This window comes from Clostridium sp. MCC345, assembly GCF_018785345.1.
In the GTDB taxonomy this organism is placed as follows: domain Bacteria; phylum Bacillota; class Clostridia; order Lachnospirales; family Anaerotignaceae; genus Anaerotignum_A; species Anaerotignum_A faecicola.
The window spans coordinates 74,451-89,427 of record NZ_WQPP01000011.1 but is presented as its reverse complement, the minus strand read 5'-3'; the positions used below and the strand labels follow the sequence as shown (position 1 = coordinate 89,427).

The 14,977-nt window shown below is 40.1% G+C and carries 13 protein-coding genes; 11 read left to right on the top strand and 2 right to left on the bottom strand.

From position 1 onward, the window contains the following. Positions 1-69: 69 nt before the first annotated feature. Both GPK49_RS03525 and GPK49_RS03520 read right to left on the bottom strand, forming a co-directional pair. A complete protein-coding gene (locus GPK49_RS03525) occupies positions 70-477 on the bottom strand; it encodes a hypothetical protein (protein WP_215676758.1) in 408 nt (135 codons plus the stop codon). Then, entirely contained in the window at positions 461-715 is a 255-nt protein-coding gene (locus tag GPK49_RS03520) for a helix-turn-helix domain-containing protein (protein ID WP_215676757.1), read from the bottom strand. The genes GPK49_RS03525 and GPK49_RS03520 overlap by 17 nt, the downstream gene beginning before the upstream one ends. Positions 716-861: 146 nt before the next feature. On the opposite strand from GPK49_RS03520, the gene GPK49_RS03515 reads away from it, so the two are divergent. The 11 genes from GPK49_RS03515 to GPK49_RS03465 all read left to right on the top strand — a co-directional run bounded on the left by GPK49_RS03515 (position 862) and on the right by GPK49_RS03465 (position 14,906). Next, a complete protein-coding gene (locus GPK49_RS03515) occupies positions 862-1,053 on the top strand; it encodes a hypothetical protein (RefSeq protein ID WP_118362452.1) in 192 nt (63 codons plus the stop codon). A 16-nt stretch (positions 1,054-1,069) separates the two neighbouring features. Next, positions 1,070-1,792: a DNA methyltransferase gene (locus GPK49_RS03510; RefSeq protein WP_215676761.1), complete on the top strand. Its 723-nt coding sequence runs from the start codon at positions 1,070-1,072 to the stop codon at positions 1,790-1,792. A gap of 114 nt (positions 1,793-1,906) precedes the next feature. Next, on the top strand, positions 1,907-2,740 hold the full coding sequence (locus tag GPK49_RS03505) for a Dam family site-specific DNA-(adenine-N6)-methyltransferase (protein ID WP_215676756.1): 834 nt from the start codon (positions 1,907-1,909) through the stop codon (positions 2,738-2,740). A 62-nt stretch (positions 2,741-2,802) separates the two neighbouring features. Next, positions 2,803-3,606, top strand: a complete 804-nt coding sequence (locus GPK49_RS03500) for a DNA-methyltransferase (RefSeq protein WP_117714979.1) — start codon at positions 2,803-2,805, stop codon at positions 3,604-3,606. Beyond that, positions 3,596-4,459 carry a type II restriction endonuclease gene (locus GPK49_RS03495; protein ID WP_215676755.1) on the top strand — a complete coding sequence of 288 codons (864 nt, stop codon included), beginning with the start codon at positions 3,596-3,598 and terminating at the stop codon, positions 4,457-4,459. The genes GPK49_RS03500 and GPK49_RS03495 overlap by 11 nt, the downstream gene beginning before the upstream one ends. A 603-nt stretch (positions 4,460-5,062) precedes the next feature. Then, positions 5,063-5,284 carry a hypothetical protein gene (locus GPK49_RS03490; protein ID WP_118362457.1) on the top strand — a complete coding sequence of 74 codons (222 nt, stop codon included), beginning with the start codon at positions 5,063-5,065 and terminating at the stop codon, positions 5,282-5,284. A gap of 14 nt (positions 5,285-5,298) precedes the next feature. Next, a complete protein-coding gene (locus GPK49_RS03485) occupies positions 5,299-7,215 on the top strand; it encodes a hypothetical protein (protein ID WP_215676754.1) in 1,917 nt (638 codons plus the stop codon). Then, positions 7,202-8,122 (top strand): hypothetical protein, encoded by a 921-nt coding sequence (locus GPK49_RS03480; RefSeq protein ID WP_215676753.1) that lies wholly within the window; start codon positions 7,202-7,204, stop codon positions 8,120-8,122. Before GPK49_RS03485 ends, GPK49_RS03480 begins: the two co-directional genes overlap by 14 nt. Beyond that, positions 8,115-8,888: a DUF6339 family protein gene (locus GPK49_RS03475; protein WP_118362460.1), complete on the top strand. Its 774-nt coding sequence runs from the start codon at positions 8,115-8,117 to the stop codon at positions 8,886-8,888. The genes GPK49_RS03480 and GPK49_RS03475 overlap by 8 nt, the downstream gene beginning before the upstream one ends. A 404-nt stretch (positions 8,889-9,292) precedes the next feature. Continuing rightward, a complete protein-coding gene (locus GPK49_RS03470) occupies positions 9,293-11,662 on the top strand; it encodes an MMPL family transporter (RefSeq protein WP_215676752.1) in 2,370 nt (789 codons plus the stop codon). Continuing rightward, positions 11,607-14,906 carry a GLUG motif-containing protein gene (locus GPK49_RS03465; protein WP_215676751.1) on the top strand — a complete coding sequence of 1,100 codons (3,300 nt, stop codon included), beginning with the start codon at positions 11,607-11,609 and terminating at the stop codon, positions 14,904-14,906. Before GPK49_RS03470 ends, GPK49_RS03465 begins: the two co-directional genes overlap by 56 nt. The last annotated feature ends 71 nt before the right edge of the window (positions 14,907-14,977 follow it).

Here is a 14,977-nt window from a genome sequence, read left to right as displayed (position 1 = left end):
GTGAGAAGCCTGATTTTCAGGCTTACCACCCTCACATATCATAGAAGAATCTTATTTACAGACTTTTTCTCATAGTCTCAAATCGTAACCAATAGGATCTAAAAGCCGTCTATATTCTCTGATTTTGAATGGGAATGTTGCGAGTTTTTCATCAACTGAACCACTAGTGCGCTGAAATTTTTTTTCAATAATGTAAACAGTTTTATCAATTTCATTTATAAAAGCTTCATCAGGCTTCCATCGTTTGGAGTTGATGGCTCGGTCATTAATTCCATTTTGTCTCAAAAATATTGTAGAAAATTCATCTTGATTTATAGAGTAACCTAGTAACTGGTTTCTATCATATACTTCAAAATGATTGGCAATGATAAATCCGGCATTTTGTAATGCTGTATTTAGGGATGTTGTTTGTTCGAAATGGAGTCCATTTCTATTGGTGTTAGCTCCGCCATCAAAGCGATTAGCTTGTCTTGGCATTTGTCTCCTCCTCCTTAAAAAAGTCATTGATTTCAACATTGAGTACATTTGCAATCTGATTAAGTACAGATATGGAAAGACTTTTATCACAACCAGAAGCTTCAATTTTAGAAAGATAACTGATACTGATTTGAGCCTTTTCTGCAAGCTGCATCTGTGTTAAATTAGCTTGTTGTCTATAATATTTTATATTTGAACCTATAGTACGATATAGGTCAGTATCATTATTAAAATGCATAGCTATACCTCTTTCACTATTTGTGAATATTATCTCATGCTATGAACAAGATAAAAATTCACTTATTGTGAAAGAAAAAAGAGATGGCTTTTTTAACTGAGTTGAGGTAAACTTATATATATGATTGATGGAAGGTGGGGATTATAATGGATTCATTTCAAGAAAAATATGAATATGATAAATTTGTAATAGAGACAGCACATAAGATTCAAGAGATACAACAGGACTTTAATAACCTTTCTGATGAAAATAAAATTAAGTTTCAAAATGATGTTATGAGAGCATTCATGATAAAAGGTATCGAGGGTGTTTCAGAATACTTCAGCCAATGGAAATGAAAAGGGGGCATGACTTATAAGTTTACAACCAAATAATTTCAAGCTTGAACCAACAACAGTCTGGTCGTTTCCAGACAGAGGAAGTTGGGCAACGCATTCAGGAAAGTATCGGGGAAATTGGTCACCATATGTACCAAGAAATCTGATACTTCGATATTCTAAACCAGGTGACTGGATTTTAGATCAATTCATGGGTAGTGGAACCACACTGGTTGAGGCAAAACTACTAGGTCGTAATGCGGTAGGTATAGATATTAATCCGCAGTCAGTTTCAATTTCAGAAACAAATTTACAATTCCAATGTGATACAAGTTCAAAAATATATATACGAGAGGGAAATGCAGCAGAATTGCATTTTATCAAAGATGCTCATATAGATTTTATCTGCACTCATCCACCATATGCTGATATCATAAAGTACGGAGAAGGCATAGAAGGGGATATTTCCATGTTGGGAGTAAAGTCATTCATAGATGCAATGGATAAGGTGGCATATGAAGCATATCGTGTGTTGAAAAAGGGAAAGATGTGTGCTGTTATGATTGGTGATATAAGAAAATGTGGAAAAGTTGTTCCATTAGGGTTTCGTATGATGGAGTGTTTTTTGCGTGCTGGATTTATCAACAAAGAAATAATTATAAAAGAACAGCATAATTGTAAATCTACTGGTTACTGGGAAAAACAGAATAATAATTTTTTGCTTCTTGCACATGAGTATATATTTGTCTTTGAGAAATAATGGAAGTATATGGGATTTACATGGAGTGAAAGTTTTGATTGTTATTTTCTGTGTTAGCAAGTATAATAAATTTATGGGATTTTGTCACTTAGTGACTAGAGAAGAGGAATCAAAATGAGTAATTCAAGTGTCGCTCCATTTGTGAAGTGGGCTGGAGGAAAACGTCAGCTTATTCCGCAGATAAGAGAAAGAATGCCTGAAAAATATAATGATTACTATGAGCCGTTTATAGGTGGTGGCGCTGTAATATTTGATCTACTACCTGCAAATGCTCTGATTAATGATATAAATAAAGCTTTGATTAACACATACAGAACAATATGTAATGAACCTGATGCTTTTCTGATAGAGGTCAACAGGCTGGATAATGATATGTGGGAAGATGGGAAAAAGTATTATTATTCTATCAGAGAACATTATAATGACAAGCTTATGCGGTCTGAATATGATGTAGAGCTGGCAGCATTATTTGTATTTATAAATAAGCATTGTTTTAATGGATTATATCGTGTGAATGGCAAGGGATTGTTCAATGTTCCATATAATAACAGCCGCAGGGTTTCCGTTGATGAGGATGTTATTATAGCTACATCAGAGTATCTTAGGGGAGTAACTATTATAGATGGTGATTTTGAACAGGCTTGTAAGAATGCAAAGAAAGGCGATTTTGTATTTATAGACAGTCCGTATGCACCTTTGAATCCTACATCCTTTGAATCCTACACAAAAGAAGGGTTTGATATAGAAAGTCACAAGCGATTAGCGAAACTTTATGATGAATTAACTGCCAGAGGATGCTACTGCATGCTTACAAATCATAATACGGAGTTGATAAATGAGTTGTATGGAAATAAGGATTATAAGATAGATGTTGTAAGTGTTAAGCGTATGATTAACTCTGATGCATCAAATAGGGTAGGAGAAGAAGTAATAATATGTAATTATTAAATGGTGTTAATGTCTCTGTTGGCAGAGATTAACATTTAGCTCTAAAGACGAGGAGAAATATAATGGATAACTTATTTACAAAGAAAGTGCCATTATACTTTGAGACGGATGAATCACAGTTGGTTGTAGGTGATTCATTTAAAATTCTAACAAAAATGGAACCAGAATCAGTGGATATGATATTTGCTGATCCACCTTATTTTTTAAGTAATGATGGGATTACATGTAAAGGTGGAAAGATGGTTTCAGTAAATAAAGGCTCATGGGATAAACTTTCAGAAAGTGGAACCGGTGTCGAAGAAAAACATAAGTTTAATAGAAAGTGGATTAGGTTATGTAAGAAAGTACTAAAGCCAAATGGCACAATATGGATATCAGGAACATTACACAATATATATTCAATTGGTATGGCATTGGAGCAGGAGGGCTTCAAGATAATTAATAACATAACATGGCAGAAAACAAATCCACCGCCAAACTTAGCATGTCGATGCTTCACACATTCTACAGAAACCATTTTATGGGCTAGAAAGAATGATAAGAAGTCTCGGCATTTTTTTAATTATCAGAAAATGAAAGAAATGAATGATGGAAAGCAGATGAAGGATGTTTGGACAGGCTCATTGACAAAGCCATCTGAGAAGGTGGAGGGAAAGCATCCTACACAGAAACCAGAATATCTGTTGGAAAGAATAATACTTGCATCGACAGAGGAAGGACAAGTTATCTTGGATCCTTTCTGTGGCTCAGGAACTACCGGGGTAGAGGCAGTAAGATATGGACGAAAGTTCATAGGAATAGATGTAAGCGAAGAATATATGGAAATATCTAAGAAAAGACTGGAGAAGGTACTAAATGACAAATAGGAATTTTGACGAATGGCTTAGTAAATTCAGACCAAGTATTTCAAGCTATGATTATTACATAGATTTTGAAAAGGTCATTAAGAATGTTGATGAAATCAAGGTAGAACTCAACATTTTGAATTCATTAATTGGATCAAAGAATATAGAAGATGAGTTTGAAAAGGTAGTGACAAGATATCCGGAAACATTAAAATGTATACCATTATTACTTGCAGTCAGGAGTAACGAAATATACGCACAGGATGAAGATGGAGCATTTTTATACAATTTCAAAACTATGAACTATGAGGTAGAGCAATACAAGGTATTTATGAGCAAAACAGGATTGTTTGATATGATAGCAAATCATCTTGTAAATAATCTGGTAGATTATGCACTGGGTATTGAAACAGGTTTAGATTCTAATGGACGTAAAAATCGTGGTGGACATCAAATGGAAGATTTGGTTGAGAAGTATATTGTGGCAGCAGGTTTTAAAAAGAACGAGAATTACTTTAAAGAGATGTATTTAAAGGATATTGAGACAAAATGGAATATTGATTTGTCGGCACTTTCAAATCAGGGAAAAGCAGCTAAAAGATTTGATTTTGTAATTAAGACTGACAAGATGATCTATGCTATTGAGACAAACTTTTACGGTGGAGGAGGTTCTAAACTTAATGAAACTGCAAGAAGTTATAAGATGCTTTCACAGGAGGCTGATACAATAGATGGATTTACATTTGTGTGGTTTACAGATGGAATTGGCTGGAAGAGTGCCAGAGGTAATCTGAGAGAGACATTCGAGGTCATGGATACGATTTACAGTATTGATGATATGGAGAAGAGGGTTATGAAAGACATATTTAAGTAGGTGATAAAAGGATAAAAATGAAACTTTTAGAATTATAAATGAAATAGAATAAGATTATTGTCATATAATACAGATTCAGTTTTTGAAAGATTCGTACAGCATCTCGCAAATAAACTGAGAGTTACAGTGTGGACTACTATTTATTTGATATGGGTATTTTCATTGGGAAAGTATATAATGAATTACAATTGGTAGGGATTAATTACTATATGGAATGTGTCAATTAAAAAACGGATGTCCAGGAGAGTTCTGGGCTTTGTATAGCATACTCATTACCATATATAAATTTCTTGATTTTGGAATTTTTAGGACACACAAATGCTATCAAATATATAATATTAGAAATTATATCCTGGAAACAATATGTTTCCGGGATTTTTTTTGAGTTTGCGCGATATGGACACACTCTAACGAGTGTAAGTTCAGAACATGTTCAGATAGTGAAAATTGTATTAGCGGTAAATGGTTGTACCACCTTCATATTTACAATATATAAAAAATGATAATGCATTTATAAAATCAACTAGTAAATAATAAATATATCTGCGCAATATTTGACAAATGTACTAAAAGATGATAATGTATGTACATGGAGGTGACAGTATGAGTAACCAAAAAGAAGAAAACTTTAAGCGTCTGGCTGAAAATAGAACTAATAAAATAATTGATATGTTGCATTTATTGGGTAATCTCTCAAACACATCAAATTATTCGTATTCTGAGGAACAAGTAAAAACAATTTTTTCTGCAATTGAACAGGAATTAGAAATACAAAGAAATAGGTTTGTTACTAAGCAAGCAACAAAGAAAAAATTTAGATTGTAGAGGAGGCACATAACATGACTGACGAGAAATGGAGAAGTCCGAATAATGACTATGGTCCAGAGGTAGGCTTGGATAATGGTGATGTTGAGACTTTTAAGAAGGAACCTGAAGAGGCTTTGGCTCGTGAAACAGGACAGAATTCAAATGATGCACGTTATAATTCATCTTATACCAAAATGGAGTATAAGCTATTTGAAGTTGAGCATGATGCTATACCAGGAATAGATGAACTTTCTGAGATGATTGAAGCGTGTTATGAATATAAGAAAGAACTGCCCAAAGAAGCTGTGCCGCTTAAACGAATGTTGGAGAGGTCACATGATAAGAAGATAAAATGTCTTAGAATTAGTGATTTTTATACATCAGGACTTGAAGGAGTTCTATCTAACGATGCTGAAAAGCCATTTTATTTGTTAACTAAAGGCTCTGGTATCTCATATAAAGGTAGTGGTGCAGGCGGTTCAAAGGGAATTGGAAAGTATGCAGCGTTTGTAAATAGCAATATAAACACAGTATTTTATTCGACTTACAATAAGGATAATGAACGCGGATATATAGGTGTATCTAAACTCCGTTCTGCTCCTATTCCTGAGACTGATGGACTTATGACACAAGGAATTGCATATTTTTCAAGAAATGACAAGAAGGAGCCAATATTAGAGGAGCTATTGCTGGATCCAGAATTTGAAAGAGAAGAAGGTAACTACGGTACCGATGTATATATAATTGGTTTCAGCTCTGAAAATGATTGGAAATGGTCTATCATTTCAAAACTTTTGGAGAGTTTTATGGTAGCAATTACTGAAAAAACTCTTATCATAGATGTTGATGATATTACTGTTTCAAAGGAAACATTACCTGAACTCATAAATGACATAAATTTGAAGAGAGTTTGTGGAAAGAGGCTGTATAGAGATATTCAGGCACAATTTGCCTTATTATACGACGAGGATATCGTCAAGAAAACTATTGACCTTGATGAGCTTGGGAAAGTTGATGTGTATGTAAAAAAGTATGATGCAAATCACAGTGACATGGCAACTCAAAAATGTGTTTATGTGAGATATCCATATATGAAGATAAAGATGTCTGACAACTTGAGTAAGCTTCCGTTTTCTGCAATGTGTATTATAGGAGATAATGAAATCAATTCGTTATTAAGAGACGTTGAAAACCCTCAACATACTGATTGGGAATTTAATAGACTTAATGATGATAAACCTCTGAAAAAGAAAACAAGAAACGCTGAAAGATTACTTCGTGAAGAAATAAGAAAGTTTGTTACTGAAGTAATGTTGGCAGATAGCTCTGAGAAAACAGATGTACTTGGGGCTGGTGAATTCTTGCCTTCAACAGAGGATGGAGATATGGAAGTTGAAGTGAAGACAATAAAAAAGGATATTGTTCGTACTACTAAGGCTCGTAAAAATAAAGCCGCAAATCCTAAAAAAGAAAAAGCCAATGAAGATGATGATGCATTTAAACATCAGAATGGTTCTTTAACGGATGATGGAGATGATGGTAAAAAACAAAACACTGGTGGTGGAGGAGAAGATAATCCTTATGATGATCCAAATGACCAGGGTGGTCGTGGTACAGCTACAGGTAATGAACCTATTCTTAAAAAGGTTAAACTGGGAGGAATAAAGTATAAAAATATCGTTGTTGATGAAAAGGCAGGAAGATATGATTTTAGATTTACTGCGCCTCACGATGAGGCAGATTTTGAACTTGAATTAAAAATGTGTGGAGATGGTAGTGATACTTATACGCTTGATATTATTAGCGCTGAAGTTGATGGAAAACCATGCAGAATAGAAGATGGCAAGGTTAGAATGAAATTATCTAAAGACGTTACTTATGTTGTGAAATACACAACTAATAGAAAAAGCATGTTTTCAAGTGAGGTGATAATGAATGCTTATAGGTAATAAAGTTTTTCCATATCCTTTGCTGAGGGATAAGGATAGTAATACTGATTATAAAACAACTCAATTCTGTTTTGATTTCGAAATGGATAACGGTATTCCGATGATTGTTAATGGTAACCTTATATTAAAAAATATCTCGTTCTACTTGGATAATCCAGAATTAAAGGAATTATATGCTGACGGCTTTGTAAAAGCTATATGTGAGGTTGAGTGCTCTAATACTGTGTACAGGGAGTTCTTTGAAATAACAGAATCACCTCAAACAAAGAAAATTCCGATTACGAATTTTGCAAATATCGTTACAATTTCGGCGTATTTAGTTGCTACAAAAGAAATATGTGCATTTACTAGTACTGATTTTGTTGACGATTACGAGGGCTATAGTTTCCATATTAATCCTTCAAATGTTTTAGCTGCCGACGATGGCATAAAATTTAGAGTAGATATTGATGAAAGTAATGATAACAAGATGTCATCAATATTTACAATAGTAAAGAAGGATGATGCCGAAGGAATCGTAACATACAATGATGAGCCTAATAAGATAGTCATTTATCTTAATCCGGAAGATTATAGTATTTATGATACTATGAAAAACTATAGTATGTATAATAGCGTATTTTTCGCAAACCTTGTTATTCCAGCACTTGCAGGTTGCCTTCAAGAAATACAAAATGGTTTTTCGGAAGGCGATATTATTGATGAAATTTGCGATGATAAAAAGTGGTTTAAGTCAGTAATGAAAAGATATGCTTTCGTGAAGCGAAAGGAACTGGAGGCAGAAGATTTTAGTAATATAAATTGTTTTGAGCTAGCTCAATTGTTGATGAATGAATCAACAGATAAAAGCATTAAGGATTTTTATCAACTAGCAATTAATGGCGAGGAGGTAAGTGAAAATGAATAAAATTAATGTTAAGTTTCTCACTGATGAAGCTTTAGCAACAATAAAAGCGAATTTAGATAAGTTCACTAAAATTGTAAAAGAAAATCCTTCAGATAGTAGCTCATTTATCGCAGAGCTCCCAGAAGAGTGTTTTGTAGAGAAAAAATATCCTATTGAAGATTTTGAACTAGAAGTAGATGGAGATGGCGATTATTCAAAGGTTGATGTAGATAACGCAATAACCTTATATGAGCATCTATGTTGTTTGCCTAAACATGTTTTAGGAGATGAAAGATTCTGGATGTGGCTTATTCTGGAAAAATGCTATGCGGCAACAATACAGGCGATGCCTATGGAAAGTGGAAAGAAGATTATTGCGGACCACTGGTTGTTTGGGCAGGGTAGAAGACGTGGTCTTATGTTTGGCGCACTTTCTCGTGCATATTATAGAGTTCAGTTAACAAAAGATGATACTCTTGAAGATGCATATGAATTAACCAAGTTTGCTACACAGAATTATATGAGATACAGAGAGTTTACTTGGCGAGGCTATTCGAATAATAAAACAATTGTAACTGGCGCATTGAAAGGAGAGAAAAAGGCAATAGCAAAATATGGTGACACAATTGAAACAATAAAAGATTATTATCCATCAATAGCAAAGCATATTTCACAGCTTGGAAGTGTAATGTTATTGGATTTTATGAGAGAGGATTATATCCTTGATTCAGTGCTTGCTTTTTGTGATAGCTTAGCAGAAGCAAATAACATTATGCCGATAAAGTAGGTTGTAGTAAGCAAAATGTATTTTCATAGTATTAGTCCTTTCTTTGTTAAAGTAATGAGTAGTTCTGGGAATGTGTGGGCAGTTAACCGTATACAACACATATGCAACACTGTCATGCACAAATCCCCTATTTCTGGGCTTTTCTTGTTATCAAAACGTTAACAAAGAGATAATTACGCGTTTCAAAAAGCATTTACAGAAATCCTCAAAACCTTGTGTTTTGGGGATTTTTTACTTGGCATTTTTTCCGAAAGGGATTAAAATTCTGTTATAAAAGCGTTCAAAGCCGACAAATCCTATCAAAAATATTGACGGGAAAACAAAAATAAGTTAAATTACTTATGTAAAGTATACAGGTGCAGAGACACTTTCTCAAAGATTTCAATGACTTCGGAGGGATATATGTGACGAAAGAGCATGGAAAGAAGAAAAACAGACTGGAAGGTATCGCCCGTTTTATTGTAGAAAAACGCAAGGCGATTTATTTGATTTATATTTTACTGGCGGTTTTTTGTTGCTTCTCCGCAGGATGGGTTTCGGTAGACAACACGCTGACGGACTATCTGGCGGATGATACGGAAACGAGCCGCGGCCTCAAGCGGATGGATGAGGAATTTATTACCTATGCAACGGCGGAGGTTATGGTGGATAACATTTCGTATGCCGATGCGGAGGTGCTTTGTGATACTCTGGAGGATATCGAAGGGGTGAAATCCATCACCTTTGATGATACAACCAAGCATTATGTGGATGGGGCGGCGCTCTTTTCTGTTACCTTTGACGGAGAGAACGACGATCCGCTTTGTGAGGAATCCTTACATAAAATCGAAACGGAAATGCAGGACTATGATGCGTATATTTCTGCGGAGCTGGGCAACACCAAGGCGGAAACCATCGCGAAGGAAATCAATGTTGTTATGGTGCTGACCTGCGGCATTATTCTGGCGGTGCTGCTGTTTACCTCCCGTACCTATATGGAAGTGCCCGTTATGATTATGACCTTTGGCGCGGCGGCGATTCTGAATAAGGGGAGCAACTTTATGTTCGGGGAAATCTCCTTCGTTTCGGACTCCATTGCGATTGTATTGCAGCTTGCGCTGGCGATAGACTATGCGATTATCCTATGCCACAGATATATGGAAGAAAGAGAGAGTAGCGAGCCGATGGATGCCGTTGTTGCGGCGCTTTGCAAGGCAATTCCCGAAATTTCCGGCAGCTGCTTGACAACGCTTTCCGGCTTGGCTGCGATGGCATTTATGCACTTCCAGATTGGTCTGGATATGAGTATGGTGCTGATTAAGGCGATTATTCTGAGTATTCTGTCTGTATTCACGCTGATGCCGGGTCTTTTGTATTCCTTCAGCAGCAAAATCGACAGCACACATCACAGAAATTTTGTGCCGAATATTACAGGCTTTACGAATGTTGTCATTCGTCTGCGCCATGTAACACCGATTATTTTTGCAGTCTGCCTGATTGCGTCCTTTCTGATTTCGCAGAACTGCCCTTATGTATACAGCTATGAGCATCTGACGACCTATACGAAGAATGATTCGCAGATTGCGGAGGAAAAAATCAAGGATACCTTTACGGCATCGAATATCCTTGCACTGCTGATTCCCAGTGGGGATTATGAGAAGGAGCAGCAGCTAGCGGAGGAGCTGGAGGCAATGCCAGAGGTGGATACGGTTACGAGCCTGGCGACCACGGAGGCGGAGGAAAAGGATGGCGAAACCCTGCGTCTGGGGGATAAGATGACACCCAGAGAGCTGGCGGAATTTGCCGATATTGATATTGAGCTGGTGGATTTGCTGTATACGGCGTATGCGGTGGATCAGGAGGAATACGGGCATATCGTGGGCGGTATCGACCATTATGGGGTACCTCTGATTGATATGTTTGAATTTATTTATGATGAGATACAGGACGGCGCAGTTTCTCTGGATGCGGAGCAGCAGAAGGATTTAGATGACCTCTATGATGAGCTGACAGACGGGAAGGACCAGCTGAACAGCGGAAAATACAGCCGTCTGGTTATGGATTTGAATGTATCGCAGGAGAGCGAGGAAACCTTTGCTTTTTTGGACAAGGCAAGACAAACGGCGCAGAATTATTATGGGGATGATGTGCTTCTGGTCGGCAATGCGACAAGCAACTTTGACCTTTCCGCAACCTTTGGGGAGGATAATACCCTAATCAGTATCCTTTCGATTGTGTTCGTTATGATTGTTCTGCTCCTGACGTTCCAGTCGGCGGGGGTTCCGTTTATTCTGATTCTGGTGATTCAGGGCAGTGTATGGATGAACTTTACCTACCCGACCCTGCGCGGCACGCCCATTTTCTTCATGAGCTATCTGGTTGTCAGCTCAATTCAGATGGGTGCGAATATTGACTATGCGATTGTTATCACGAACCGTTATATGGAGCTGCGTCAGAAGATGCCGAAGATTGAGGCCATGAAGCAGTCGCTGAATCTGGCGTTCCCGACGATTTTCACCTCAGGGAGTATCCTTGCGGCGGCAGGTACGGCAATCGGGTTCCTTTCTTCGGATGGGGCGATTTCCGGTATCGGTATCTGCTTAGGCAGAGGGACACTGCTTTCTATTTTGCTGGTTATGGGAATTTTGCCGCAGCTTTTGCTGTTGGGTGATTTCATCATTGATAAGACCTCCTTCAAGAAGCCGGAGAGGAAGGAAAAGAAGGCGAATGAGGAGGAAAATGAGGAGAAGAAAGAAAACGTGCCAATCGGAAAGGAGGCGGTGGAAGGTGCATAAGGGACTGAAAAAAGGAATTGCCGTTCTGGCGGCTGCGGTGCTCTTTTGCGGCAGCGCTCCCGTGGATATCTATGCGGCGAATACGGTGACGATTTCCACGAGAAAGGACTTTCTCCGCTTTGCGAAAAATTGTACCTTGGACAGCTGGTCGGCAGGGAAAACCGTTGTGCTGACGGCGGATATTGATTTGGGACGCGTGAATTTTTCACCCATCCCGATTTTCGGGGGCACCTTTGAAGGCAACGGGCATACGATTTCGGGGCTGAATCTGGAGCAGGATGGCTCTCAGCTTGGCTTATTCCGCTATGTTGCGGAGGGTGGCGTTGTGAAAAACCTAAAGGTCGAGGGGAACGTAACCCCCGGCGGCAGCAGAAGCAGCATCGGCGGTATTGTCGGTGAAAACAACGGCACGATTACGGGATGCAGCTTTGACGGTACAGTGGAAGGCAAGGATACGGTCGGCGGTGTTGTCGGCAAAAATAAAGGCGAGGTGCGCGAATGCAGTGCATCGGGCGAAATTCACGGTGAGCTGTCTGTCGGCGGCATTGCAGGCGAAAACAACGGTTTTCTGGCGGAATGCAGAAATGAGGCGGATGTCAATACCGAATACGAGGAAAAAAAGCAGGAGCTTTCCGACATTGATACAGATGCGGCGGCAATTCTGGAAAAATACAGAATTTCAAAGGAGAACACCGAGCGCAGCAATCTGACCTATACGGATATTGGCGGCGTGGTCGGTTTCAGCGATGGCGTGGTGCAGGGCTGCGACAACTATGGCGAGGTTGGCTATCCGCATGTCGGTTATAATATCGGCGGTGTGGCAGGCAGACAGTCCGGCTATCTTCTGGGCTGCGACAACAACGCAGCGGTACACGGAAGAAAGGATATCGGCGGGATTGTCGGGCAGGCAGAGCCGTATCTCTGGCTGAATACCTCGGCGGACAGATTGGACGAGGTACGCGATAATCTGGATATTCTGCATGATATGGCAAATCAGCTTCTGGATGATACCAATGGTCTGGGGGACGATGTTGAGGTTTACCTGAACGGGATGTCCGACCATTCCGAAACGGCGAGCGACCGCGCAAGAGAGGTCAAGAATCAGCTGCAGGATTTTGCAGATGATAATATTGACGAAATCAATACATGGACGGCACTGCTTTCCGATACCATGCGAAAGCTGGAGGACCCGATGGATGGTCTGTCGGATGGAATCGAGGACTTAGGCAAGAATATGCAGGATTTAGGCGATGCTTTTTCTCCGCTGAAAAAGGATTTGCCTGAGATTGACGGTCTGGAGGATGTGGAAGCGCAGGTAGAGAAGATGCAGCGGACACAGCGGCAGCTTGCACAGGCGGCACAGACGCTTTTGCAGGAGCAGAAGGCGCTCAGGAATGCCATTGCCGCAGGCGATCAGGAAAAGGTACGGGAAATCATGCAGCAGATTACGGCAACCCTGCAGCAGATGATGGGATTGCAGCGGCAGCTTCTGGAGGAGCAGAAGGAGCTTGCAGGGCTTCTGGCGGATTTGCCGGATGATGTGAAGGATGCGGCGGATATTGTGCAGAGAAGGCTGAAAAGAACCATTACCAACGCGCAGGATGCCTTGGATGATATTGCTGATACAACGGAAAACATTGCGGATTCCATGCGTGATATGAGTGATATTATTTCGGATCTGGCGAATGAAGATCCGGCAACCTTTGTGAAGCTGGGGGATGATTTTCAGGAATCGAGCGATGCGCTGTTTGATTCCATGGGAGATATCTCGGATGATTTGAAGGGGCTGCGTGAGTCTCTGAAAAGCGGCAGACAGACCCTGACGGCGGATATCCGCAGCATAAGCGATCAGTTCCAGAAGATTATGAATCTGCTGTTTGACGAAATAGATGATTTGCGGGATGGCGCGGATAAGGATTTGGATGATATCTTTATTGATGTTTCCGATGAGGAAATCAACCGCACGAAGCAGGGAAAGATTGCGAGCAGCCATAACTACGGCGAGGTTGAGGGCGACCGCAACGCAGGTGGTATTGCGGGTGCGATGTCGATTGACCTTGCGATTGACCCGGAGGATGATATTGCACATCCAAAAACATTGAGCTTTACCTATCGCATGAAGGTGATTTTGCAGGACTGCATCAATGACGGCAAGATTACAGGTAAGAAGGACTGCGTCGGCGGCGTGGTCGGCTATGCGGAAAGCGGTACGGTATATCGTTGTGAAAACTACGCAGAGGCGGAAAGCACAACAGGCAATTATGTCGGCGGCATTGCAGGCTTCAGCGAGGGCACGATTCGCAGCAGCTATGCCAAGGGCAGCATGACCGGCGGACAATATGTCGGCGGCATTGCCGGCAAGGGCGAAAATGTATATGATTCCTGCGTCATTGCGACCGTAGACGGGGACGAAAAGCTAGGCGTTGTGCTGGGCGGTGCGGAGGATACCGACAGCCTGCGCGGTAATTATTACGCAGAGCAGGATTTGGGCGCAGTGGACGGCATCAGCTATGCAGGAAAGGCGGAGCCGATTTCCTATGAGGCTATGAAGGAAATCAGCGGAATTCCCAAGCGCTTTATCAGCTTTACCGTAAACTTTATTGCGGACGGCAAAACAGTGGAAACCCAGGAGGTGCCTTACGGCATGGAAACGAGCCGCATCAAGCTGCCGGATATTCCCGAAAAGAAGGGGAGCTTCGGCACATGGGCGGCGTTTGAAACCGATACCGTACAGGGCGATATCAAAATCGAATGTGCATATACGCCTTATGTTACGGTTGTTTCCAGCATGGAAAAGAACGAAAGCGGTAAGATGTCCCTTGCGCTGGCGGATGGTGACTATACCGATGAGGCAGAGCTGCATATCTTTGCAAATGCGGAGGAAGCGGCACCTGCGCAGGCAAAGGGCAAGACGGTTGTGTATGATGTGATTCTGGAGGACAGAGACCTTTCCGATACGGAAAAAACCACCCTGCGTCTTTTGAATGAGAATAAGGAGAAGGTTTCCGTTTGGCAGAAGAACGGCGAAGACTGGAAGGAATTAGATACGAAGAATCGTGGGAAATATGTGGTCTGCAAGATTGACGGTACGGAAGGTACGCTTTGCATCAGCTACGAGGGTGCAGCGAAAAAGACGCTGCTGTTTGTCTGCATGGCAGGCATTGCGGCGGTTGCTGTGATTTTCGGTGCTGTGAAGCTGAAAAAGGGCAGAAAGCAGAAAAAGCAGACAGAAACAGAAGAATAAAAATATTTTGAGGACGGCGGCTTTTCCTTTTAGGCTTGCCGTCCTTATGCTATACTGGAGAAAAAGAGGTG